The organism is Streptomyces coeruleorubidus (assembly GCF_008705135.1).
Classification (GTDB): domain Bacteria; phylum Actinomycetota; class Actinomycetes; order Streptomycetales; family Streptomycetaceae; genus Streptomyces; species Streptomyces coeruleofuscus.
Genome location: NZ_CP023694.1, coordinates 8513414 through 8534260, shown reverse-complemented (window position 1 = coordinate 8534260; position 20847 = coordinate 8513414). Strand labels below are relative to the sequence as shown.

At 71.3% G+C, this 20847-nt stretch carries 20 protein-coding genes; 6 read left to right on the top strand and 14 right to left on the bottom strand.

Annotated elements, in window-relative coordinates; translation table 11 throughout:
* Nucleotides 1-91 precede the first annotated feature (91 nt).
* Complete coding sequence (locus CP976_RS44405; protein WP_190147034.1) at nt 92-742, top strand: PAS domain S-box protein; 651 nt, start codon at nt 92-94, stop codon at nt 740-742.
* Here CP976_RS44405 and CP976_RS38880 read toward each other — a convergent pair.
* Nucleotides 682-1596 carry a DUF3626 domain-containing protein gene (locus CP976_RS38880; protein WP_150484556.1) on the bottom strand — a complete coding sequence of 305 codons (915 nt, stop codon included), beginning with the start codon at nt 1594-1596 and terminating at the stop codon, nt 682-684. The genes CP976_RS44405 and CP976_RS38880 overlap by 61 nt on opposite strands.
* Before the next feature lie 96 nt (nt 1597-1692).
* On the opposite strand from CP976_RS38880, the gene CP976_RS38875 reads away from it, so the two are divergent.
* From CP976_RS38875 to CP976_RS38865, 3 genes are all read left to right on the top strand, one after another.
* Entirely contained in the window at nt 1693-2187 is a 495-nt protein-coding gene (locus tag CP976_RS38875; RefSeq protein WP_150484555.1) for an FBP domain-containing protein, read from the top strand.
* Between the two features lie 86 nt (nt 2188-2273).
* The gene (locus tag CP976_RS38870) at nt 2274-3527 is read left to right on the top strand and encodes an FUSC family protein (protein ID WP_150484554.1); all 1254 of its coding nucleotides are present in this window, start codon (nt 2274-2276) and stop codon (nt 3525-3527) included.
* Nucleotides 3528-3645: 118 nt separating this feature from the next.
* The gene (locus CP976_RS38865; protein WP_190147039.1) at nt 3646-4842 is read left to right on the top strand and encodes a lactonase family protein; all 1197 of its coding nucleotides are present in this window, start codon (nt 3646-3648) and stop codon (nt 4840-4842) included.
* On the opposite strand, the gene CP976_RS38860 is transcribed toward CP976_RS38865, so the two are convergent.
* Together CP976_RS38860 and CP976_RS38855 are read right to left on the bottom strand one after the other, a co-directional pair.
* Complete coding sequence (locus tag CP976_RS38860; RefSeq protein WP_150484553.1) at nt 4810-5538, bottom strand: DUF2470 domain-containing protein; 729 nt, start codon at nt 5536-5538, stop codon at nt 4810-4812. The two genes, CP976_RS38865 and CP976_RS38860, sit on opposite strands and share 33 nt — an antisense overlap.
* Nucleotides 5539-5623: 85 nt before the next feature.
* A complete protein-coding gene (locus CP976_RS38855) occupies nt 5624-6232 on the bottom strand; it encodes a TetR/AcrR family transcriptional regulator (protein WP_150484552.1) in 609 nt (202 codons plus the stop codon).
* Nucleotides 6233-6341: 109 nt separating this feature from the next.
* Between CP976_RS38855 and CP976_RS38850 the strand changes: the two genes are divergently transcribed.
* On the top strand, nt 6342-7838 hold the full coding sequence (locus CP976_RS38850) for a cytochrome P450 (RefSeq protein WP_150484551.1): 1497 nt from the start codon (nt 6342-6344) through the stop codon (nt 7836-7838).
* Here CP976_RS38850 and CP976_RS38845 read toward each other — a convergent pair.
* The 11 genes from CP976_RS38845 to CP976_RS38795 form a co-directional block, all read right to left on the bottom strand.
* Nucleotides 7800-8642: a pentapeptide repeat-containing protein gene (locus tag CP976_RS38845; protein ID WP_190147035.1), complete on the bottom strand. Its 843-nt coding sequence runs from the start codon at nt 8640-8642 to the stop codon at nt 7800-7802. The two genes, CP976_RS38850 and CP976_RS38845, sit on opposite strands and share 39 nt — an antisense overlap.
* Nucleotides 8643-8679: 37 nt before the next feature.
* Entirely contained in the window at nt 8680-9573 is an 894-nt protein-coding gene (gene sigJ, locus CP976_RS38840; RefSeq protein WP_150484549.1) for an RNA polymerase sigma factor SigJ, read from the bottom strand.
* 29 nt (nt 9574-9602) lie between these two features.
* On the bottom strand, nt 9603-10337 hold the full coding sequence (locus CP976_RS38835) for a PIG-L deacetylase family protein (RefSeq protein WP_150484548.1): 735 nt from the start codon (nt 10335-10337) through the stop codon (nt 9603-9605).
* A gap of 50 nt (nt 10338-10387) precedes the next feature.
* The gene (locus CP976_RS38830) at nt 10388-11689 is read right to left on the bottom strand and encodes an alpha/beta fold hydrolase (RefSeq protein ID WP_150484547.1); all 1302 of its coding nucleotides are present in this window, start codon (nt 11687-11689) and stop codon (nt 10388-10390) included.
* A gap of 121 nt (nt 11690-11810) precedes the next feature.
* Nucleotides 11811-12836, bottom strand: a complete 1026-nt coding sequence (locus tag CP976_RS38825) for a LacI family DNA-binding transcriptional regulator (protein ID WP_150484546.1) — start codon at nt 12834-12836, stop codon at nt 11811-11813.
* A gap of 87 nt (nt 12837-12923) precedes the next feature.
* Entirely contained in the window at nt 12924-14348 is a 1425-nt protein-coding gene (locus CP976_RS38820; protein ID WP_150484545.1) for a BNR repeat-containing protein, read from the bottom strand.
* A gap of 17 nt (nt 14349-14365) precedes the next feature.
* Entirely contained in the window at nt 14366-14686 is a 321-nt protein-coding gene (locus CP976_RS38815; protein ID WP_059414378.1) for an L-rhamnose mutarotase, read from the bottom strand.
* A gap of 17 nt (nt 14687-14703) precedes the next feature.
* The gene (rhaS, locus tag CP976_RS38810; RefSeq protein WP_150484544.1) at nt 14704-15789 is read right to left on the bottom strand and encodes a rhamnose ABC transporter substrate-binding protein; all 1086 of its coding nucleotides are present in this window, start codon (nt 15787-15789) and stop codon (nt 14704-14706) included.
* 29 nt (nt 15790-15818) lie between these two features.
* A complete protein-coding gene (locus tag CP976_RS38805) occupies nt 15819-16811 on the bottom strand; it encodes an ABC transporter permease (protein ID WP_150484543.1) in 993 nt (330 codons plus the stop codon).
* Nucleotides 16804-17844, bottom strand: a complete 1041-nt coding sequence (locus tag CP976_RS38800; RefSeq protein ID WP_150484542.1) for an ABC transporter permease — start codon at nt 17842-17844, stop codon at nt 16804-16806. Before CP976_RS38800 ends, CP976_RS38805 begins: the two co-directional genes overlap by 8 nt.
* Nucleotides 17841-19358: a sugar ABC transporter ATP-binding protein gene (locus CP976_RS38795; RefSeq protein WP_150484541.1), complete on the bottom strand. Its 1518-nt coding sequence runs from the start codon at nt 19356-19358 to the stop codon at nt 17841-17843. The genes CP976_RS38800 and CP976_RS38795 overlap by 4 nt, the downstream gene beginning before the upstream one ends.
* A 270-nt stretch (nt 19359-19628) precedes the next feature.
* On the opposite strand from CP976_RS38795, the gene rhaI reads away from it, so the two are divergent.
* Nucleotides 19629-20789: an L-rhamnose isomerase gene (gene rhaI, locus CP976_RS38790; RefSeq protein WP_150484540.1), complete on the top strand. Its 1161-nt coding sequence runs from the start codon at nt 19629-19631 to the stop codon at nt 20787-20789.
* The last annotated feature ends 58 nt before the right edge of the window (nt 20790-20847 follow it).

Below are 20847 nucleotides of genomic sequence, written 5' to 3'. Positions count from 1 at the left end.
GGACCCTGTGGGCCGTGCCGCGGTCCTACATGATTGTGTAGTACATGCAGACGCGTCGCCCTTGCGCGGGGGCGACCCGGCGTGGCAGGAGATGCTCGTGGACCAGGCCCGGCAGGAGGCCGTGACGTGGCGCAACCGCGCCCTGCTCCTCTTCGACCGGGTCGCGATGCCGGTCGCGGTGTGCGACGTGTACGGCGCGGTGCTGCTCGCCAATCCGGCGATGGCCGCGGAGTGCGGTACGACGCCGGGGCGGCTGCGCGGCCGTGCCGTGCTGGACCTGTTCAGCCCGCGGGAGGCCACGCAGGTGGAGCGCATCGCCCAGGCCCTGCGACTGCGGCACCGCTCGCGCTACCAGGTGTCGGTGGGCTGGCGGGCGCCCGGCGGCGCGGAGCGGTACGGGGAGCTGACGGCGGACCCGGTGAGCGACACGGTGGAGGACACACCGGCGCTGCTGGTGATGCTGCGCGTGGACGGCGAACGCACCCCCTCCCCCGCCCCGCCCGCCGGACAGGCCCGGATCACCCCCGTGGAGGCCCGCATCCTGGCCCTGCTGGCCGCCGGCGCCACCACGGCCCGGGCAGCACGCGAGACCGGCCTCACCACCGACGGCGTCACCTACCATCTGCGCCGCCTGTCCTCCCGCTGGCACGCCACCAACCGCACGGAACTGGTCGCCCGCGCCTACGCGCTGGGGGTGCTCACACCGGGGGTCTGGCCGCCGGAGGCCCCGGCCGCGGAGTAGGCGGTGCCCGCTCCCTCCGGGGCTCCGAAGCGGGCGAGGGTGTGCCACACCATCTTCAGGTGCTGGAGTTCGTGTCGGCCCGTCCGGGCGGCGTCGCCGATGGCCCTGGGGTCGATCAGGCCGTCCCGGGCGATCCGCGCGCCCAGTTCCACGTACTCCGGGCCGCGGTAGTCCGCGTGGCGCCGCAGCCCGGCCACGGTGAGCCGGTAGCCGGGGTGCCACTCGACGGGGCAGGGCAGCCGCCGGGCCGCGGTCTCGACCGGTGTGCCGCGGTAACAGGCGTCCAGCACCAGCGCCTCCACGTCCCGGGCGAGATCGACGCCTCCGTGCACGTGCGCCTCGACGTAGTCGTCGAGGGCGTCCTGCTCGTCCGCCTCGGCCAGCGCGATGAGCGACATGCCGGCCGCCACGCCGAAGTCGGCCGGCTCCGCGGCGCTGTCGGGGTAGCAGAACGTGGCGCGGGCCACGGCGCCGGCGCGCAGCCGGAAGTGGGCGGAGCCGAAGCGCGGCGCCGCGCCGACCACTTGCCGGCGGAAGTTCAGGGCACCGTAGACGGGCCGCTCGTGGCCGGCCGCTTCGTCGTACGCCCCGCCGAAGATCCGGCTCTCCCAGAGCCACCGGTCGCCGCCGGGGCGGGCCGTGAGGCCGCCGTTGCTGGTGCCGGTGACGAACTGCGAGTGGTAGGCGCCGTCCCGGGCGAGCGCCACGAGGATGGGCACGCCGCCCGCCGGCCGGTCCGGGTGGAAATTCAGTGTGATCCGCACCTCCGGATCGACGGCGGGCCCCGACGAGCCGCCCGCCACATGGCGCAGCGCCGTACGTGCCCGTGCGGACGCGACCTCGGCAAAATCCACTGGCTCCCCCTTGTTCGATGCTTCTAACCTGATCCCGAAACCTAGGACCCCTAGGTTTCGCCGACGGCGACCGCCGAAGACGACCAGGAGCCCCCCATGAGATCACTCACCGAACAGGACATCCGCAACTCCTTCATCAACTGCTCCAAGGGAGAGGCCAAGCGTCTGTCCGTCCCCCGGGACCTCGCCGAGCGGCCTTGGGACGATCTCGACTTTCTCGGGTGGCGGGATCCGGGAGCACCGGACCGGAGTTATCTGGTCGCCGAGCGCGAGGGACGGCTCGTCGGGGTGGCGATGCGGTTCCAGCCCGCGCAGCGGGGCTTTCTGCACCGCAGCATGTGTTCGCTGTGCCTCACGACGCACCCGCGGGGCGGTGTGGCGCTGATGACCGCACGGAAGACGGGAGCGGCCGGGCGCGAGGGGAACTCCGTCGGGGCGTACATGTGCACCGACCTCGCCTGCTCGCTGTACCTGCGTGGGAAGAAGGTGCCGGACAGCGGGGCCCGCTTCGAGGAGAGCCTCACCCTGGAGGAGCAGATCGAGCGGACGATGGGCCATCTGACCGCCTTCCTCGACAAGGTGTACGCCTGAGGCTCTCGGTCGCCTGCGGTTTCCCCCGGCATTAACGTCCTTCATGGACGCGTTCGATACGCCAGGGGAAGGGGAACAGCCCCAGGATGCAAGAGGTACGTGAGTGGACGGCGCACGCCAGGCGGATCGTGCACAAGCGCCGGGACCCCGTGGTCGTCCAGACGGTGCGGTCCGCGTTCGCGGCGACGATCGCCTACGTCATCGCGCTGCGGCTGAGCCCCGAGGCGGCACCGCTCACCGCTCCCCTGACGGCCCTGCTGGTCGTCCAGGTGACCCTGTACGCCACGCTCACCAACGGCTTCCGGCGGGTGAACGCCGTGGTGACCGGCGTCCTCGTCGCCATCGCGTTCAGCCTCCTGGTGGGCCTGACCTGGTGGAGCCTCGCGCTGCTCCTCGTGGCCTCGCTGGCCGTGGGACGGCTGGTGCGGGTGGAGGAGTACGTACCCGAGGTCGCGATCAGCGCGATGCTGGTGCTCGGGGTCACCACCGTCGGGGACACCGCCTGGGCCCGCGTGGTGGAGACGCTGATCGGCGCGGTCGTCGGACTCGGCTGCAATCTGCTGCTGGCTCCGCCGGTGTGGGTGGAGGAGGCGGGCGCGTCCATCGAGGGTCTGGCGCGCCGGCTGCGGCAGCTGATGCTGCGCATGGGCGAGGAGGCGGCCGGCGGTACGCCCCCGGACCGCGCGGCGGAGCGGCTGCACGAGGCGCGGCGCCTTGACCACGACATCGTGGAGGTGGACGCGGCGCTCCGGCAGGCGGAGGACAGCCTGCGGCTCAACCCGCGCGTGCGGGAGGGCCTGCTGCACCGGGTGGTGCTGCGGACCGGCCTGGACACGCTGGAGATCTGCACGGTCGTCCTGCGCGTGCTCGCGCGGTCCTTCACCGACCTGGCGAAGGAACGCGAGCCCGAGCCGCTGTTCGATGCCGAGACGGGCGCCGCGCTGGAGCAGCTGCTGTCCGAGATCGCCGACGCGGTGGTGAGTTTCGCGGTGCTGGTGACCACCCATCTGAGCGCGAGCGCCGAGTCGGCGGAGGAACGTCTCGCCACGGAGCTGCGCACCGCGGCGGGCACCCGCGACAAGCTGGCCCTGCTGCTGCGCAAGGAGGCCGAGCGCGAAACGCGGCACTGGCAGTTGCTCGGCGCCGTCCTGACGGAGGTCAACCGGATCCTCGACGAGCTCGACACCGAGCACCGCACCCGGCGCCTGTTCGAGGAACTGGACCGTGTGTCCGGGGAGCAGCGCGTGCGGATGCCCCGGCTGACGCGGCTGCGTGAGCGCCTGGGCGTTCAGGAGCAGATGTGGCGGAACCGTACGGGGGTCGGCGGGCGTTCTCGCTGAGCGACCACCCGGAGCGGGTCGCACGCCACGCAACGCCAGGTGCCGTTGTTGCACCCGGTGGGTGATCCACGCCAAGGTGGCTGTCGCGACGGGGACGAGTGACGACCTGAGGGGCGACATGGGCAGTGGTGGCTGGAGCAGGCGCCGGTTCGTCGGCGCACTGGCGGGCGGAGCCGCCGCGGCGGCGCTGCCCGCCTGTGACGACGCGCCCGCTCCCGCGTCCCCGACGACTCCGGCGGGCCCCGAGTCGAGCGCGAGTCCGTCCCGCGGGGTCCGGCGCCCGTCCGGCCCGCGCCCGCTCTACCTCGGCACCTACACCTCCGCCGAGGGCGGCGGCAAGGGCATCGGGCTGGCCACGTACGACGCGGCGACGGGCCGGATCACCGGCACCGGCACGCTCACCGGCGTCGACGACCCGTCGTACCTCGCGATCCACCCGGACCGCCACACCTTGTACGCGGTGAACGAGCGCGAGGACGGCGCCGTGACGGCCGTCCGGCTGTCCGACCGGAAGGTCCTGGGCAGCCGGAGCACCGGCGGCGCGGCCCCCTGCCATCTGTCGGTGCATCCGGGCGGGCGCTGGCTGCTCAGCGCGGACTACGGCTCGGGCAGCGTGGCGGTGCATCCGATCGACGCCTCGGGCGCCCTCGGCGAGCGGACCGATCTCGTCCGGCACACCCGACCGGCACCGGGCCCGGGCCAGGAGGGTCCGCACGCCCACCAGATCTTCACCAGCCCCGACGGCGGCCATGTGCTCGCCGTGGACCTGGGCACGGACACCGTCTACACGTACCGGCTCGACGAGAAGGCCGGCACGCTCACCGAGGCCGCGCAGACGCGTACCCGGCCGGGCGCTGGCCCGCGCCACCTGACGTTCCACCCCGGCGGCCGGTACGCCTACCTCGCGAACGAGGTCGACAACACGGTGGCGGTCTGCTCGTACGACCCCGCCTCCGGCCGCGTCACGGTCGGTGAGCCGCAGTCCACGGGCACCGGTCCCGGCACCAACTACCCGGCGCAGTTCCTGGTGACCCCGAACGGCCGTCACGCTTTTCTCGCCAACCGCGGCGACAACAGCCTCACGCGCTACGCCGTCGAGGCGGACGGCGCCCGGCTCAGGCTGCTGGACACCGTGCCGGTCGGCGGGGACTTCCCGCGCCAGATCGCCTTCTCGCCGGAGGGAACGCTGCTGTTCGCGGCGAACCAGAAGTCCGGCACCGTGACCGTCTTCCGGGTGGACGGGACGAGCGGCGCGCTGCGGCGCGCCGGTGAACCGTTTCCGTCACCGGTCGCCGTCTGTGCGCTGCCACTGTAGGGCGCGCGGGCAGGCCGCGGCGGTCGCCTGGCTGAGCAGGACGTGCATGCGCTCGGTGAGCTGCGCGACGTCGTCGGCGGGTGTGTGGAACGCCAGCCGTACGTCACCGTGGGCGCGGGTGCGTTCGATGCGCAGCGTCAGTCCGTGCCGGTCGACGGCGAGGGGCTGGACGCGGACCGCGCCGTGCAGGCTGTCGGAGCCGATGAGCCGGGTGAGCCGCTCGACGACGTCCGCGTGGCAGTCGGCGAGGTGCGTCAGCAGCCGGGCCTCGGCCGTGCCGAGCGGGTCGGGCGTCGCGGCGGCGAAGTCGTCGAGGTCGACGACCACGGCCCCGGACGGCTGCCGCAGCACCACGCGCGTGGCCCGGAAGGCCAGCCGGTCCTCCTCGACGGTGAACCAGCCCGCGAGCCACAGCCGGGCGCGGATCCGGTCGCGCACGGGGACGGGGGCCACGTCGGCGAACTCCAGCACCGCGGACGGCTCGCCGCGCGGCGCGCAGATCGCGGCCCCGAGCAGGGCGCTGTCCTCGGGCACGTCCACCAGCACCCGGCCGTCCTCGGTCACCGTGTGCGCGCCGACCAGCTCCTCCCGCGTGCCCTCCGCGGTCACCGAGCAGGACCATGCGGCGGCGAGCACCGAGCGCGCCCGCTCCGCCGCGGCAGGGGCCGCCGTCCATCCGTGGCTGTCGTCACCCATCCCAGACCTCCTTAGGTAAGCCTTGCCTAACCTACCGAAGATCGGGGCGTGAGCCAACCACGTCACGTGATCTTTACGAGGCCTTTCAGGGAGTGAGCACGCCCAGCAGGGCACGGGCGCACAGCTCACGCACCTGATCCCGGCTCAACTCCGTGCCGCGCAGCCACTCCAGGCAGACGGACGTGGTGAACGCCAGCCAGCCGCGCACGGCCAGCCGCACCTCCGGCCGCCCTTCGCAGGCCGGGCCGAACTCGGGGTCCTCGGCGAGCGCCGCGAGGATCTGCCGCTCCTGCGCGCCCAGAGCCCGCTGGTAGACCCGCCGCACCGCCTGGTCCCCGGCCGCGTCGGCGCGATGGAAGGCGCGGTAGCCGTGGGCATGGGCCTGGACGTACTCCAGGAACGTGTCGAGGCCGCCCGCGAGCTGCTCGCGCACCGGGACGCCGGGCACCGGCGCCGTCATGCGCAGCATCCGCTCGCTCTCGCGCTCGATGACCGCCGCGAAGAAGTCCCGCTTGGTCGGAAAGTAGTGGTACAGCAGCCCGCGCGACACCCCGGCGATCTCGGCGACCTGCTCGATCCACACGTCGTCGTACGGACTCTCCGAGAACAGCCGCGCACCGACGGCCAGAAGCTGCTCCCGGCGCTCCTCGGTGCTGAGCCGGCGGCGCGTGCGCCCGCCCTGGTTCGCGGCCATGCCCGCACTTTACTTGACGCCGGTTCAACAACGGGACCACACTGAACCGCGCTATTGAACCCACGTACAACACGTGCGAACCCGCCGCTGGATCAAGGGAGATCGCGTCATGACGCAGGCGCCGGTACGGGACGGGCTGCCCAGGGGGTTCCGGAGTGCCGAGCTGGGCTGGCCGGAGCTGGACCGCATACCGCATCCGCCGCACCGGGTCCCGCTTCTCGGTGACGTGGTGGGCGTGAACCGGCGCACTCCCCTCCAGGACACACTGCGGTACGCCCGGCAACTGGGTCCGGTCTTCCGCCGGAAGGCCTTCGGCAAGGAGTTCGTGTTCGTGTGGGGTGCCCGGCACGCGGCCGACCTCGCGGACGAGTCACGCTTCGCCAAGCACGTGGGTCTCGGCATCGCGAACCTGCGGCCGGTCGCGGGAGACGGCCTGTTCACGGCGTACAACCACGAGCCCAACTGGCAGCTCGCGCACGACGTGCTCGCCCCGGGGTTCAGCCGTGAGGCCATGGCGGGTTACCACCCGATGATGCTGGCCGTCGCGCGGCGGCTGACGGAGCACTGGGACCGGGCGGCGGCGACGGGCCGGGCGGTGGACGTGCCCGGCGACATGACCAAGCTGACACTGGAGACGATCGCGCGCACCGGCTTCGGCCACGACTTCGGGTCGTTCGAACGCTCTCGGCCGCATCCCTTCGTGACCGCGATGGTCGGCACGCTGACCTACGCGCAGCGGCTCAACACGGTGCCCTTCCCGCTGGCCCCGCTGCTGCTGCGGAGCGCGAGCCGCCGCAACGCGGCCGACATCGCCCACCTCAACCGCACGGTCGACGAGATGGTCCGGGCACGGCGCGCCTCCGGCCGCGGGGACGGGGACCTGCTCGACCGGATGCTGGAGACGGCGCACCCCGAGACCGGGGAGCGGCTGGAGCCGCGGAACGTCCGCCGTCAGGTCATCACCTTCCTCGTCGCCGGCCACGAGACGACGTCCGGCGCGCTCTCCTTCGCGCTGCACTACCTCTCCCGCCACCCCGAGGTCGCGGCCCGGGCGCGCGCCGAGGTGGACCGCGTCTGGGGCGACGCGGCGGAACCGGCCTACGAACAGGTGGCCAGGCTGCGCTACGTCCGCCGGGTGCTGGACGAGTCGCTGCGGCTGTGGCCCACCGCACCGGCCTTCGCCCGGGAGGCACGCCAGGACACGGTGCTCGCCGGGGAGCATCCCATGCGGCGCGGGGCGTGGGCGCTGGTGCTGACGCCGATGCTGCACCGGGACCCCGAGGTGTGGGGCGCGGACGCCGTGCGGTTCGATCCGGACCGCTTCGACGCGCGGGCCGTACGGTCCCGGGCCCCCCACACCTTCAAGCCCTTCGGAACCGGGGCGCGGGCCTGCATCGGGCGCCAGTTCGCCCTGCACGAGGCGACGTTGGTGCTCGGCCTGCTGCTGCGGCGCTACGAGATGCGGCCCGACCCGGCGTACCGGCTGCGGGTGACGGAACGGCTGACGCTGATGCCGGAGGGGCTGCGGCTGCACCCGGAGCGCCGCACGCCGGTGCGGGAGCCGGCCTCAGTCCCGCGCTGTCCAGTGCCCGGGGCGGGTGACTGACTCGGGCAGCCGGGTCCCGGCACTCCCCCGGGCCGCGTTGAGCTGCGGCTGGGTGAGGAAGAACGCCCCCGTCAGGTCGGCGTCCGTGAGGTCCGCGTCGCGCAGGTCGGCACCGATCAGGTCCGCGCCCCGCAGATCCGCGCCCGTGAGGTCGGCGGCGATGAGGTAGGCGCCGCGCAGGTCGGCGCCGCGCAGGTCGGCGCCCTTGAGGCGGGCGCCCATGAGGTCCGCGCCCCGGCGGTTCTTCTTGCGCCCCTTGGTGCCGGCCCTGGCCAGCTCGCTCGTCCTGAGCAGCAGGACGTTGACCTCCTGGCGGTGCGCCGCCACGTCCAGCCCGGCGAGCTCCTCGGGTGTCAGCCCGGTCAGCTCCTCGGTCTTCTCCAGGGCCTCGCGCAGACCGGCGTGGACGGGACGGGCCGCGGGCAGGGAGAGCGCCTCGGTCAGGTACCACAGCAGCTCGTGCAACTGCCGGACCACCGGGAAGACGTCGAACATGCGGCGGGCGTGCTCCGGCGGTGCGGACCTCCAGTCCTGGCCGCCGAAGGTGATCTGTGAGACCTGCTGCCCGGCGCCGAAGCAGTCGTAGACCGTGCAGCCGGTGAACCCCTTCTGCCGCAGCCGGGCGTGGATGCCGCAGCGGTGGTCGCTCTGAAGATTGCGGCAGGGGGTACCGGCGTCCTTGTCGACCGCGAAGTCGGCCGAGGCCGCGAAGGGCAGGGCGACGCAGCACAGTCCGAAGCACCGCTCGCAGTCGCCGCGCAGTTCCGCCCGCGCGGCCTTGTGATCTCGCATGCCGTTCAGCATACGAAATGACAACTCGCCGAGCTGACCGCCGCCCGGGTCAGCCCGCGAGGCCGGGTGCCTCCAGGCGCTCCAGCCGCTCGGGGTCGGCCAGGATGTACATGCCGGTGATCCGGCCGTCGGCGATCGTGACCCCCATGACCGACTGCACGTGTCCCTCGGGCGCGTTGACGACCCCGACCGAGCCGTTGACCAGCACCAGCTCCGCGGACTGCGCGAACCGGGCGAACATGAGCGCCTGCTCCGCCACCGCCTTCGCCCCCTGGAGGGCCTTGGACACGGCCGCGCCGCGCACCAGGGCACCCGAGTCGGCCCGCAGCACCACGTCCGGGTGCAGGAGCGCGAGCAGCGCCTCGAAGTCCCCGCCGCGCGAGGCGGCCAGGAAGGCGTCGAGGACCTCCTTCTGCCGGCCGAGGTCCGGCTCGGCCGCCGGGGTGGCACCACGCACCCGGCGCCGGGCGCGGCTCGCCAGCTGCCGGGTCGCGGCCGGGCTGCGCTCCACGATCGGCGCGATGTCGTCGAACGGCACGGCGAACATGTCGTGCAGCACGAACGTGAGCCGCTCGTCGGGCTCCAGGTTCTCCAGGACGACGAGCAGGGCCAGGCCCACCGCGTCGGCGTGCAGCACCTCCTGCTCCGGGTCGATCTGCGACAGGGGCCTGAGCACCGGGTCCGGGACGAAGGTGTCGTCCATGGGCTCCTCGCGGCGCGCGGTGCGCGAGCGCAGGAGGTCCAGGCACACCCGGCCGGTCACCGTGGTGAGCCAGCCGCCGAGGTTGTGGATGTCGCCGGCGTCGGTGCGGCCGAGCTTCAGCCAGGCCTCCTGGACGGCGTCCTCCGCCTCGGCGAGCGATCCGAGCATGCGGTAGGCGACGGCCTTCAGCCGCCCCCGGTGCTCCTCGAACCGGTCGGCCAGCTCCTTGCTGTCTGTCATGGTCTCCCCCGTCTCCCCTGTCATCCGCGTCATCTGCCGAACAGTTCGAACGCCACCGCCGGCCTGCCCCCGAACCGCTCCCCGGTGGCCTCGGCGTGCTGGGTGAGGAAGCCCCGGACGTAGGTCTCCGGGTCCTCGTCGGTCAGCACCTCGATGTAGGTGCGGTGCTCCAGCAGGGAGCGCACCGCGCGTTCCATGCCGGGCGTCGCGTCGACCGCGTGCGTGGGGGTGCTGGAACCGGCGACGGCGACCCAGCGCACGCCGTCCCACGGCTGAAGGCCCTGCTCGGTGAGCTCCGGGAAGATCCACCGGTTGCCCGCGTCGCCGGCCGCGTCGAGCGTGGCCCGGCCGACGGCCACGTGGTCCGGGGTGTTCCAGGCGACGCCGCCCCAGGTGTCCCGGTGGTTGAGCGTGATGACCAGCTCGGGCCGGTGCCGGCGGATCGCGGCGGCGATGTCGCGGCGCAGGGCGGTGCCGTACTCGATGACACCGTCCTTGTGGTCGAGGAACTCCACGACCGGCACGCCGACCACCGCCGCGCTCGCCCGCTGCTCCCGCTCCCGCAGCGGCCCGCACCGCTCGGGCTCCAGTGTGTCGATGCCCGCCTCGCCCCGGGTCGCCAGCACATAGGCGACCTCGCGGCCCTCGTCGGTCCAGGCCGCGATCGCCGCCGAGCAGCCGTACTCGAGGTCGTCGGGATGGGCCACGACCGCGAGGGCACGCCGCCAGTCGTCCGGCATGGGCTGGAGTTGAGTGGTCGTCATGTCGGCAGACTAATCCGCGCCACCGACATCACCACGCGTCCGGCACGGCATCACGCCTCGTTCCGCACGAGCGCCAGCAGCCGGTCCAGGACCCGCCCGCCACCGGTGCGCACGCCGTCGTGCTCGAACTCGTCCGTGACCCAGGTGCGCAGGCCGCGGATCGTGCGGGCGGTGCGCAGGGAGTGGGCGGTGTCCACGTACATGTCGTCGTGGTAGACGGCGGCGACGACCGGTACGTCGTTCGCCGCGAGGCGGGCCGGGTCGTACAGGGGCGTCCAGTCGGTGCGGGCGGCGAGCAGGTCGGCGGTCTCGCGCAGGGGGCGCAGCGCCGGGTCGCAGTCGAACATCCAGGGGTGGATCGACTCGCCGGTGAACAGCAGCGGTTCGTCGCCCGCGAGGGCCTTCGCGGCGTCGAACTGCGGGAACTCGGCGCGGACCCGCTCGGCCGACCATGCGGTGGGCCGGGCGTCCTGACCGTAGATCGACTCGTGGATCAGGGCGTACAGCGGGTGGCGGGCGTAGGACAGCATGCCCTGCGCCTGCTCCTGGAACGCGTCGGAGAGCGTGAAGCCCTCCGGCGTGCGGACGAAGGCGTTCTCGAGGAGGTAGTGCAGGCGGTGGGTGCCGTCGCCGGTGCCGAGGACGATGCCGAGGGACTGGAAGGCCTCGACGGTCAGCCGGTAGCCGTTCGGCAGGACCACGTCGTGGGTCAGGAGGTGGTCGGCGATCCGGCGAGCGCGTTCGGCGTCCAGCGGATAACGGGCGTAGTGGGCGGCGACCTTGCGTTCGATGCGCGGGAAGGCCGCCCGGTAGACGTCGTCGGCATGGGCGTCCAGGGAGGGCAGTCCGCCGGTGATCACGGCGGTGGCCAGGCCCTCGGGCGCGAGGGAAAGGTAGGTGGTCAGGCAGAAACCGCCGAAGCTCTGGCCGAGGACGGTCCAGGGGGCGCCGCCGGTGACCTGGGCGCGGATGGCCTCGCAGTCGCGGACGATCGAGTCGGCGCGGAAGTGCGTGAGGTAGGCGGCCTGTGCGGCGGGACCGCCGCGCAGCGGGAGCGTCTGCCGGTTGGCGGGCGTGCTGTGGCCGGTGCCGCGCTGGTCGAGCAGGAGCACGCGGTACTCCTTCAGCGCGCGGCCGAGCCAGCCGGGCCTGCCGACGGAGCGGTCCGCGCCGAAGCCGGGTCCGCCCTGAAGATAGAGCAGCCACGGCAGGTCCTGGTGCGCCTTGTCACTCGCGACGACCTCGCGGGCGTACAACTCGATCGTCTCGCCCCCGGGGTGGTCGTGGTCGAGGGGGACGGTGAAGCGGCGGTCGGTGAGGACGACTCCGGGCTGGCGGTAGCTGAGGGTCAACAGGGCTCCCGGGACGGACGGATTTTCGGACCGCGTCCCAGTTCATCACAGGGAACGTCCGCGGGTGGCCCCTTCGGATCATGAAGTCTTCCTGAACGACGGTTCAGGTTCAGCGGACGGGTCAGCGGGCGGACAGACTGGAGCGGCGGACCACCAGCTCGGGCTGGAGCACGACCCGCCGGTGCTCGTGCGGCCGGGCCGGGCCGTCCTCCTCCGTCTCTTCCAGGAGCAGGTCGGCCGCCATGGCGCCCATGGTGACGGCGGGCTGCCGTACCGAGGTGAGCGGGACGGCGGCGGCCGCCGCGAACTCGATGTCGTCGTAGCCGACGATGGCCAGGTCGTCCGGGACGCCGACACCGGCCGCGTACATGGCCTGGAGGACACCGAGCGCCAGCAGGTCGTTGGCGCAGAACACGGCGGTCGGGCGGTCGGCGAGGCCGAGCAGGCGGGCGCCGGCGTCGCGGCCCGCGGCGACGTCCAGCCGTTCGGTGGGCAGCTCGCGCAGCGCGTCGGGGCCGAGCCCGGCCTCGGCGAGTGCTTCGAGGGCGCCCGTGCGCCGGTCGCGGACCTGGTTGAGGCCGGGCGGGCCGCTGACGTACGCGATGGAGCGATGTCCGGCGTCGACGAGGTGGCGTACGGCCAGGGCGCCGCCCGCGACGTCGTCGACGGAGACCGAGCACTCGGTGGTGCCCTCGGCGACCCGGTCGACCAGGACGAACGGGATGCCGTGCCGGCGGAACGTCTCGATGTTGCGGCCCGTGGCGTCGGCCGGGGTGAGCAGCACGCCGCGTACGCGCTGCTCGGCGAAGAGCGACAGGTACTCGGCCTCCTCGCCCGGGTTCTGGGCGCTGTTGCAGACCATCACGCCGAGTCCGGCCTGCCGTGCGGCACGTTCGGCGCCGCGGGCCACGTCGACGAAGAAGGGGTTGCCCATGTCGAGGACGAGCAGCCCCATGATCCGGCTGCGGCCCGCGCGCAGCTGGCGCGCGGACTCGCTGCGGACGTAGCCGAGCCGGTCTATCGCGGACAGCACGCGGGCCCGGGTCTCGGTGGCGACCGTGTCCGGGCGGTTGATCACGTTCGACACCGTGCCGACGGAGACTCCGGCGACGCGGGCGACGTCCTTGATACCCACCGACTGGGCCATCGGTCAGGGACCTCCTGGTGAGATGAGGGGGGCGGCGGCCGGAGCGGCTTCACATTACCGGCATGCCGCCCCGGCGACCGGCTTCGGTCAGGCGGGCAGACGGAAGTCGATCACGTGCAGCGCCGAGGGCGTCGTACCGCTGGACTTCTCCTGGTACATGAAGGACAGCACAGCGTCCTGCGCGACGCGTGTCTCGTCGATGACGACCTCGCCGAAGGCGTTGAGGCCGCTGCCGTCGAACAGGATCTTCCAGTCGGTGTATCCGGAGGCCGCCGAGGCGCCGGCGACGCGGCCGAAGGGGAAGATCGCGTACGCGTTGTCGTACTTGTCCAGGATCAGTTTGGTGCGCTGGCTGGAGTTCAGCGGGACCGGGATCTCGGTCTTCTGCCAGGCGCCGGAGGCGTTCCTGCGGACGTGGAAGGCGCGGCCGTTGCGCGTCCGGTCGGTGACGTAGTTCGTGGTGCACTGCCCGAAGCGGCCCGGGACGTAGGAGATGATCGCGTGCGGCCGGCCGGCGGAGTCGGTGAACTGGCTCTCCTGGTTCATCAGGGAGTGGTCCGGGTTGAGCGGGTCGACGACCAGGCCGGCGTCGTTCACGGACACCTTGTCGGAGCCGCCGGTGACGCCGACGACGGTGCCCGCGTTGTTGCGCCAGGTGCGGCCGCGGTCGTCGGAGTAGACGTAGCCGGTGTCGTGGTTGGTGATGCCGCCGCCGTTGCACATCACGGCGCCGTTCTGCTCACGCCAGGTGAAGAAGGTATGCAGTCGGCCGTTCCTGTCGTAGTCGATGCCGTGCAGGTACATGTTGCGGGCGGTCGAGGAGCCGTGCTCGCTGGTGTAGGTACCCGTGGAGCCGGACCACTCGCCGAGGTTGGTCCACTTGGTGCCGTCGTACTCGGCGAGGGCGTTGCGGCCGTTGCCGGAGACGGCGACGCGGTAGCTCAGCTGGAGCCTGCCCTCCGGCGTGGATACGAACTGCGGGTAGGTGAACTGCGACGTCAGCGCCAGGCCGTCCAGGGTGGACTGGGGCGCGCCGAAGCGGCTCGCGGTCCAGCTCAGCCCGCCGGGGTTGTCCAGGAGCCCGGCGGCCGACTTGACATAGGTGAAGCCGTCGCTGTGGGAGTCCATGTTGAGGTGCAGCCGGCCGTCGACCCTGGAGACGCCCATGGAGATCACGTTGTGGGAGTCGTTGTACCGCAGGGTGTGCCCGACCTTGACCGTCGACCAGGTACTGGCGCCGAGGGCCCGGCGGCCGACGACGGCGTTGCGGTCGGCGGTGTACCAGGCGGCGTACTGGTAGCCCTTGTAGGTCAGCAGGCCGTTCTTCTGGAACGCGTTGTTGTTGACCAGGCCGTCGTACGACACGAAGAAGAGGGCCTGGCTGTCGAGCGTGGTGGTGCCGGTCCTGGTGACGGAGGGGCCGGGGTCGGCGGCCCGCGCGGTGCCGGAGGCGAGGGCGGGCGTCACGACGGCTCCGGCGAAAGCGGCGGCCAGCAACGTACGTCTGTGCATCTCATGAACTCCATTGTTCAGGCGAGGTGGAACACTTCCGTGAGCGGTTTCATGGCCTCGTCGGGCCGGGCGCCGTCCAGCGACTCGAAGAACGGCGCCATCTCCGCCTGCCAGCGGGCGTTGACGTCGGTGGCTTCCATTCCGGCCTGGGCGGCCGCGAAGTCCTCGGTCTCCAGGTAGCCGACGAGCAGTCCGTCCTCGCGCAGGAAGAGCGAGTAGTTGTGCCAGCCTGTGTCCGAGAGCGCCTGGAGCATCTCGGGCCAGACGGCGGCGTGCCGCTCGCGGTACTCGTCGAGGCGGTCCGCCCGGACCTTCAGCAGGAAGCACACGCGCTGCATCAACGTCCCTCCGGGAATCAGAAGTTGAACTGGTCGATGTTCTTGGCGTCGAACACGGTCGGCTTGCCGAGGCTGATCACGCCGTCCTTGCCGATGGTGTACTCGCCCATGGAACCGGCCTTGAAGGTCTCGCCCTCCTTGCCGGTGATCTGCCCGGAGGACAGGGCGACGGCGGTCCGCGCGGCCAGCTCGCCGAGCTTCGCCGGGTCCCACAGCTCGAACGCCTCGACGGTGCCGTTCTTGACGTACTTGCGCATGTCGTTCGGGGTACCGAGACCGGTCAGCTTGACCTTGCCCTTGTACTTCGAGCCCGACACGTACTGGGCGGCGGCCTTGATGCCGACGGTGGTCGGGGAGATGATCCCCTTCAGGTTCGGGTACTCCTGGAGCAGGCCCTGGGTCTGCTGGAAGGACTGCTGGGCGTCGTCGTTGCCGTACGCGGTCTTCACCAGCTTCATGTTCTTGTACTCGGGCTTCTTCAGCTCGTCCTTCATGAAGTCGATCCAGGTGTTCTGGTTCGTCGCGGTCTGCGCGGCGGACAGGATCGCGATCTCGCCCTTGTAGCCGATCTGCTTGGCGAGCAGCTGCACCTCGGTACGGCCCAGGTCCTCGGCGGAGGCCTGCGAGACGAAGGCGTTGCGGCAGTCGGGCGTGGTGTCGGAGTCGTAGGTGACGACCTTGATGCCGTTCTTCATGGCCTGCTTGAGCGCGGTGCACAGGGCGCCCGGGTCCTGCGCGGACACGGCCATCGCGTCGACCTGCTGCTGGGTGAGCGTGTTGACGTAGGAGACCTGGCCGGAGGTGTCGGTCGCGCTGGACGGACCGACCTCCTTGTAGCTGGAGCCGAGCTCCTTCAGCGCCTTCTCGCCGCCCTTGTCGGCGGAGGTGAAGTACGGGTTGTTGACCTGCTTGGGCAGGAAGCCGACGGTGAGGCCCTTCTTCAGCTCGGCGTTGGGGTCGGCCTTGCCGGCCGCGGCGGCGGAGCCGCCCTCACTCTGCACGTCCTTCTTGGTGGTGCCGCCACCGCAGGCGGTGAGCGCCAGGGCGAGAGAAGTGGCGGTGGCGAGCGCCGCGCAGCTGCGGCGGAGGGTTGACTTACGCATGACGATGATCCTTACGAGGAAGGGCTGGGTTACGAGGTCGGAGTCGAGGCGGCTCTGCGGCCCGCCCTCGCTACGGAGATCTGCCGTGCGACCCGGGGGCCGAGCACGGAGAGGACGAGCAGAACGCCGGTGACGACGATCTGCGACTGGGCGGAGACGTCCTGGAGGCTCATGACGTTCTGAAGCGCCCCCAGCAGGAATACCCCGGCGATGGCGCCACCGAGCGTGCCCTTGCCGCCGTCGAAGTCGATACCGCCGAGCAGTACGGCGGCTACGACGGACAGTTCGAGGCCGGTGGCGTTGTCGTAGCGTGCGCTGGCGTAGTGCAGCGCCCAGAAGATGCCGGTGAGCGACGCCATCAGGCCCGTCACCGTGAACAGGATCAGCTTCTGCCGCTTGACCCGGATGCCGGCGAACCGCGCCGCCTCCTCACTCGCCCCGATCGCGAACAGCGACCGCCCGAACGGCGTGGCGTGCAGCACGACCACGGCGATGGCGAGCAGGACGAGGAACGGCAGGAAGGCATACGGGATGAACGTGTCGCCGATGCGCCCGGACGCGAATTCCAGGTACTGGGTGGGGAAGTCGGTCACCGCGTCCGACCCGAGCACGATCTGCGCGACACCCCTGTACGCGGCGAGCGTGCCGATGGTGACGGCGAGGGACGGCAGCCCCAGCCTGGTCACCAGCAGGCCGTTGATCAGCCCGCACACGACACCCAGCAGCAGGCAGATCGGGATGATCGTCTCGATGGCCATGCCCTGGTTCCACAGGGCGCCCATCACGGCACCGGACAGACCCGCCGTGGACGCCACCGACAGGTCGATCTCCCCGGAGACGACCAGCAGGGTCATCGGCAACGCGATCAGCGCGATGGGCAGCGTGTTGCCGATGAGGAACGACAGGTTGAGCGCGTTGCCGAACCCGTCGACGAAGCCGAAGGAGAACAGCAGCACCACGATCAGCAAGGCACCGACGACCGTGTCCCAGCGGACCGCTCGGCTCAGGGAGATGTCAGCCATGGCGGGCGTTCCTCTTCTTCAGGGCGGAGGCCACGCGCAGCGCGACGATCCGGTCGACCGCGATGGCGAGGATGAGCAGGATGCCGTTGATGGCGAGCACCCAGACGGAGCTGACGCCGAGGGCGGGCAGCACACTGTTGATGGACGTCAGCAGCAGCGCGCCGAGGGCCGCGCCGTAGACGCTGCCGGAGCCGCCGGTGAAGACGACGCCGCCGACCACCACGGCGCTGACGACGGTGAGTTCGTAGCCGTTGCCGGTGCCGGAGTCGACGTTGCCGAACCGCGCGAGGTACATCGCGCCGGCGAGTCCGGCGAGGGCGCCGCAGAAGGTGTACGCGGCGAGGATCCGCTTGCGCACGGGGATGCCGGCGAGGCGGGCGGCCTCGGGGTTGGAGCCCAGCGCGTACAGCTCGCGGCCGCTGGCGAAGTGCTTGAGGTAGTAGGCCGTCGCCACCAACACCGCCAGCGCGATCAGCGCCAGGTACGGCATCGCCGAGATGCCGCCGGAGCCGAAGTCGACGAAACCGCCGGGCAGATCGGCCGCGGTGATCTGGCTGGAGCCGACCCAGATGGAGTCGATGCCGCGGATGATGTAGAGCGTGCCGAGGGTGACGACGAGCGCGGGCACCTGACCGAGGCTGACGAGCAGGCCGTTGAGCAGTCCGAAGCCGATGCCGAGCAGGACCGCCAGCGCGATCGCCACGACCGGGTTGCCGCCGCCCTGGAGATACGTTCCGGCGGCGAAGGCGCTGATGCCGAGCGTGGATCCGACGGACAGGTCGACGTTGCGGGTGATGACGACGAGGGACTGGCCGGTGGCGACGAGCACGAGGATCGTCGCGTTCAGCAGCAGGTCCTTGATGCCCTGTTCGGACAGGAACTGGCTGTTGCCGGCCTGGGTGACGGCGATCATCACCAGGAAGACGACGAGGATGGCGAGTTCGCGCATCTTGAAGACGCGGTCGACCAGCCGGGTGCCGCTCGACTTGGGCACGTCGGCCACGGGGGCCTCTTGGGGAGTGACGACCGTCATGCGGCGGCCCTCCCGGTGGCTGCGGCCATCACGGTTTCCTCGGTGGCGTCGGAGCGTGGGATCTCGGCGGTGAGCCGGCCCTCGTGCATGACCAGCACGCGGTCGGCCATGCCGAGGATCTCGGGCAGGTCGGAGGAGATCATCAGGACGGCCACGCCGTCGGCGGCCAGTTGCGACAGCAGCCGGTGCACCTCGGCCTTGGTGCCGACGTCGATGCCGCGGGTCGGCTCGTCGACGATCAGCACCCTGGGGCCGGTGGCGAGCCACTTGGCGAGCACGACCTTCTGCTGGTTGCCGCCCGAGAGGGTGTTGACGGTGTCGGCGATCCGGGCGTACTTGACCTGGAGTTTGACGGCCCAGTCGAGGGAGCGGCTGCGCTCGGCGCCGCGGTCCATCAGGCCCGCCTTCACGGTCGTGCGCAGCCCGGTGAGCCCGATGTTCCGCTCGATGGACATGTCCATCACCAGGCCCTGGGCGCGCCGGTCCTCGGGGACCAGGGCGAGTCCGGCGGACATCGCGGTGGACGGGGCGCCGTTGACCAGGGCCTTGCCGTCGACGGTGACCTCGCCGGCGTCCCAGCGGTCGATGCCGAACACGGCCCGGGCGACCTCCGTACGCCCGGCGCCGACGAGTCCGGCGAGGCCGACGATCTCGCCGTGCCGTACGTCGAAGGAGACGTCGGTGAACACGCCCTCGCGGGTCAGGCGGCGCACGCTCAGGGCGACCTCGCCCGGCCGCACGTCCTGCTTGGGGTAGAGCTCGTCGAGGTCGCGGCCGACCATGCGGCGCACGAGGTCGTCCTCGGTCATGCCCTCCAGCGGCTCGCTGCCGACCAGGGCGCCGTCGCGCAGGGTGGTGACCCGCCGGCAGATCTCGAAGATCTCCTCCAGCCTGTGGGAGATGAACAGTACGGCGGCGCCCTGGTCGCGCAGGGTGCGTACGACGCCGAAGAGGCGGGCGACCTCGCTGCCGGTGAGCGCGGCGGTCGGCTCGTCCATGATCAGGACGCGGGCGTCGAAGGAGAGGGCCTTGGCGATCTCGACGATCTGCTGGTCGGCGATGGACAGGCCGCGGGCGGGCCGGTCGGGGTCGAGTTCGACACCGAGGCGCTCCATGAGGGCGGCGGTCGCGTTGTGCGTGGCCTTGTGGTCGATCCGGCCGAGGGCGCGCCGGGGCTGGCGGCCCATGTAGATGTTCTCGGCGATCGACAGGTCGGGGAAGAGCGTGGGCTCCTGGTAGATCACGGCGATGCCGGCGTCGCGGGCGTCGCCGGGGCCGTGGAAGGTGACGGGCGCACCGTCGAGCAGCACCTGGCCGGCGTCCGGCCGGTGCACTCCGGCGAGTGCCTTGATGAGGGTGGACTTGCCGGCACCGTTCTCACCGGCGAGCGCGTGCACCTCCCCGGGGAACAGCTCCAGGGAGACGTCCCGCAGTGCGCGGACCGCGCCGAAGGACTTGGAGACGTCCTTCAGTGCCAGAACCGGGGCCGGACCCGTGGTGGACGGGTGGGTCATGGGGGCTCCTCGACGACGCCGGCGGGACCGCCTCTCGGCGTCGTGGGCGTCGTGAAAGGTTTCAACTGGATTGCCGGGACGTTAGGCGGGTCGCGCATGTCACGTCAATGGGTTCCGGTCGAAAAAGTTTCGAGGACAGAAGGTCACGCCCTGGTCACGAGTAACCGTGTCGACCGGAGGGGTTGACACCCCTTCGGGGGGCCCATAACTTCGCGTCCTGAATCGTTTCATTCGGTGGTCGTTACGACCCGATGCCTCAGGAGCCCTGACGTGACCGAGCTCGCCGCGGTGAAGGCCGCTCTCAAGACCCAGGCAGTCGAGACGCCGTCGTGGGCGTACGGGAACTCGGGCACGCGCTTCAAGGTGTTCGCGCAAGCGGGTGTGCCGCGCAATCCGTACGAGAAGCTGGACGACGCGGCAAAAGTGCACGAGTTCACGGGGGCCGCACCGACCGTCGCCCTGCATATTCCGTGGGACAAGGTCGACGACTACGCGGCGCTGGCGAAGCATGCCGAGCAGCGCGGGGTGAAGCTCGGCGCGATCAACTCCAACACGTTCCAGGACGACGACTACAAGCTCGGGAGCATCTGCCACCCGGAGGCTTCTGTGCGCCGCAAGGCCGTCGATCATCTGCTGGAGTGTGTCGACATCATGGATGCGACCGGGTCCGGTGATCTGAAGCTGTGGTTCGCCGACGGGACGAACTATCCCGGGCAGGACGACATCCGTGCCAGGCAGGACCGGCTCGCCGAGGGGCTCGCGGAGGTCTACGAGCGGTTGGGCGACGGGCAGCGGATGCTGCTGGAGTACAAGTTCTTCGAGCCGGCCTTCTACTCGACCGATGTGCCGGACTGGGGCACGGCGTACGCCCACTGCCTGAAGCTCGGGCCGAAGGCTCAGGTCGTCGTCGACACGGGGCATCACGCGCCGGGGACCAACATCGAGTTCATCGTGGCCACGCTGCTGCGGGAGGGGAAGCTCGGGGGGTTCGACTTCAACTCGCGGTTCTACGCGGATGACGACCTCATGGTGGGCGCGGCCGACCCCTTCCAGCTGTTCCGGATCATGTACGAGGTGATCCGTGGCGGGGGGTTCTCGCCCGAGGTCGCGTTCATGCTCGACCAGTGCCACAACATCGAGGCGAAGATTCCGGCGATCATCCGGTCGGTGATGAATGTGCAGGAGGCGACGGCGAAGGCGCTGCTCGTGGACCGGGAGGCGCTGGGTGAGGCGCAGAGGTCGGGGGACGTGCTCGGGGCGAATGCCGTGGTGATGGACGCGTACAACACCGATGTCCGGCCTCTTCTTGCTGAGGTGCGGGGGGAAATGGGGCTCGACGCGGATCCCATCGCCGCGTATCGCCGTTCCGGGTGGGCGGAGAAGATCGTTGATGAGCGGGTTGGTGGGGAGCAGGCGGGGTGGGGTGCGTAAGCGTCTGCCGAGATCTGTTGTCTGCGGGGTGCGGGCCGAGTGTGGCTGGTCGCGCAGT

Coding starts and splice junctions, on each gene's coding strand:
- CP976_RS38815 (WP_059414378.1), bottom strand. CDS start 14,686: ATGCAGCGCGTGTGCTTCCTGCTGAAGGTCCGGGCGGACCGCCTCGAC.
- CP976_RS38795 (WP_150484541.1), bottom strand. CDS start 19,358: ATGACCCACCCGTCCACCACGGGTCCGGCCCCGGTTCTGGCACTGAAG.
- CP976_RS38845 (WP_190147035.1), bottom strand. CDS start 8,642: ATGCTGAACGGCATGCGAGATCACAAGGCCGCGCGGGCGGAACTGCGC.
- rhaS (WP_150484544.1), bottom strand. CDS start 15,789: ATGCGTAAGTCAACCCTCCGCCGCAGCTGCGCGGCGCTCGCCACCGCC.
- CP976_RS38825 (WP_150484546.1), bottom strand. CDS start 12,836: ATGGCCCAGTCGGTGGGTATCAAGGACGTCGCCCGCGTCGCCGGAGTC.
- CP976_RS38875 (WP_150484555.1), top strand. CDS start 1,693: ATGAGATCACTCACCGAACAGGACATCCGCAACTCCTTCATCAACTGC.
- CP976_RS44405 (WP_190147034.1), top strand. CDS start 92: ATGCTCGTGGACCAGGCCCGGCAGGAGGCCGTGACGTGGCGCAACCGC.
- CP976_RS38865 (WP_190147039.1), top strand. CDS start 3,646: ATGGGCAGTGGTGGCTGGAGCAGGCGCCGGTTCGTCGGCGCACTGGCG.
- CP976_RS38850 (WP_150484551.1), top strand. CDS start 6,342: ATGACGCAGGCGCCGGTACGGGACGGGCTGCCCAGGGGGTTCCGGAGT.
- CP976_RS38805 (WP_150484543.1), bottom strand. CDS start 16,811: ATGGCTGACATCTCCCTGAGCCGAGCGGTCCGCTGGGACACGGTCGTC.
- sigJ (WP_150484549.1), bottom strand. CDS start 9,573: ATGACAGACAGCAAGGAGCTGGCCGACCGGTTCGAGGAGCACCGGGGG.
- CP976_RS38870 (WP_150484554.1), top strand. CDS start 2,274: ATGCAAGAGGTACGTGAGTGGACGGCGCACGCCAGGCGGATCGTGCAC.
- CP976_RS38860 (WP_150484553.1), bottom strand. CDS start 5,538: ATGGGTGACGACAGCCACGGATGGACGGCGGCCCCTGCCGCGGCGGAG.
- CP976_RS38855 (WP_150484552.1), bottom strand. CDS start 6,232: ATGGCCGCGAACCAGGGCGGGCGCACGCGCCGCCGGCTCAGCACCGAG.
- CP976_RS38800 (WP_150484542.1), bottom strand. CDS start 17,844: ATGACGGTCGTCACTCCCCAAGAGGCCCCCGTGGCCGACGTGCCCAAG.
- CP976_RS38820 (WP_150484545.1), bottom strand. CDS start 14,348: ATGCACAGACGTACGTTGCTGGCCGCCGCTTTCGCCGGAGCCGTCGTG.
- CP976_RS38835 (WP_150484548.1), bottom strand. CDS start 10,337: ATGACGACCACTCAACTCCAGCCCATGCCGGACGACTGGCGGCGTGCC.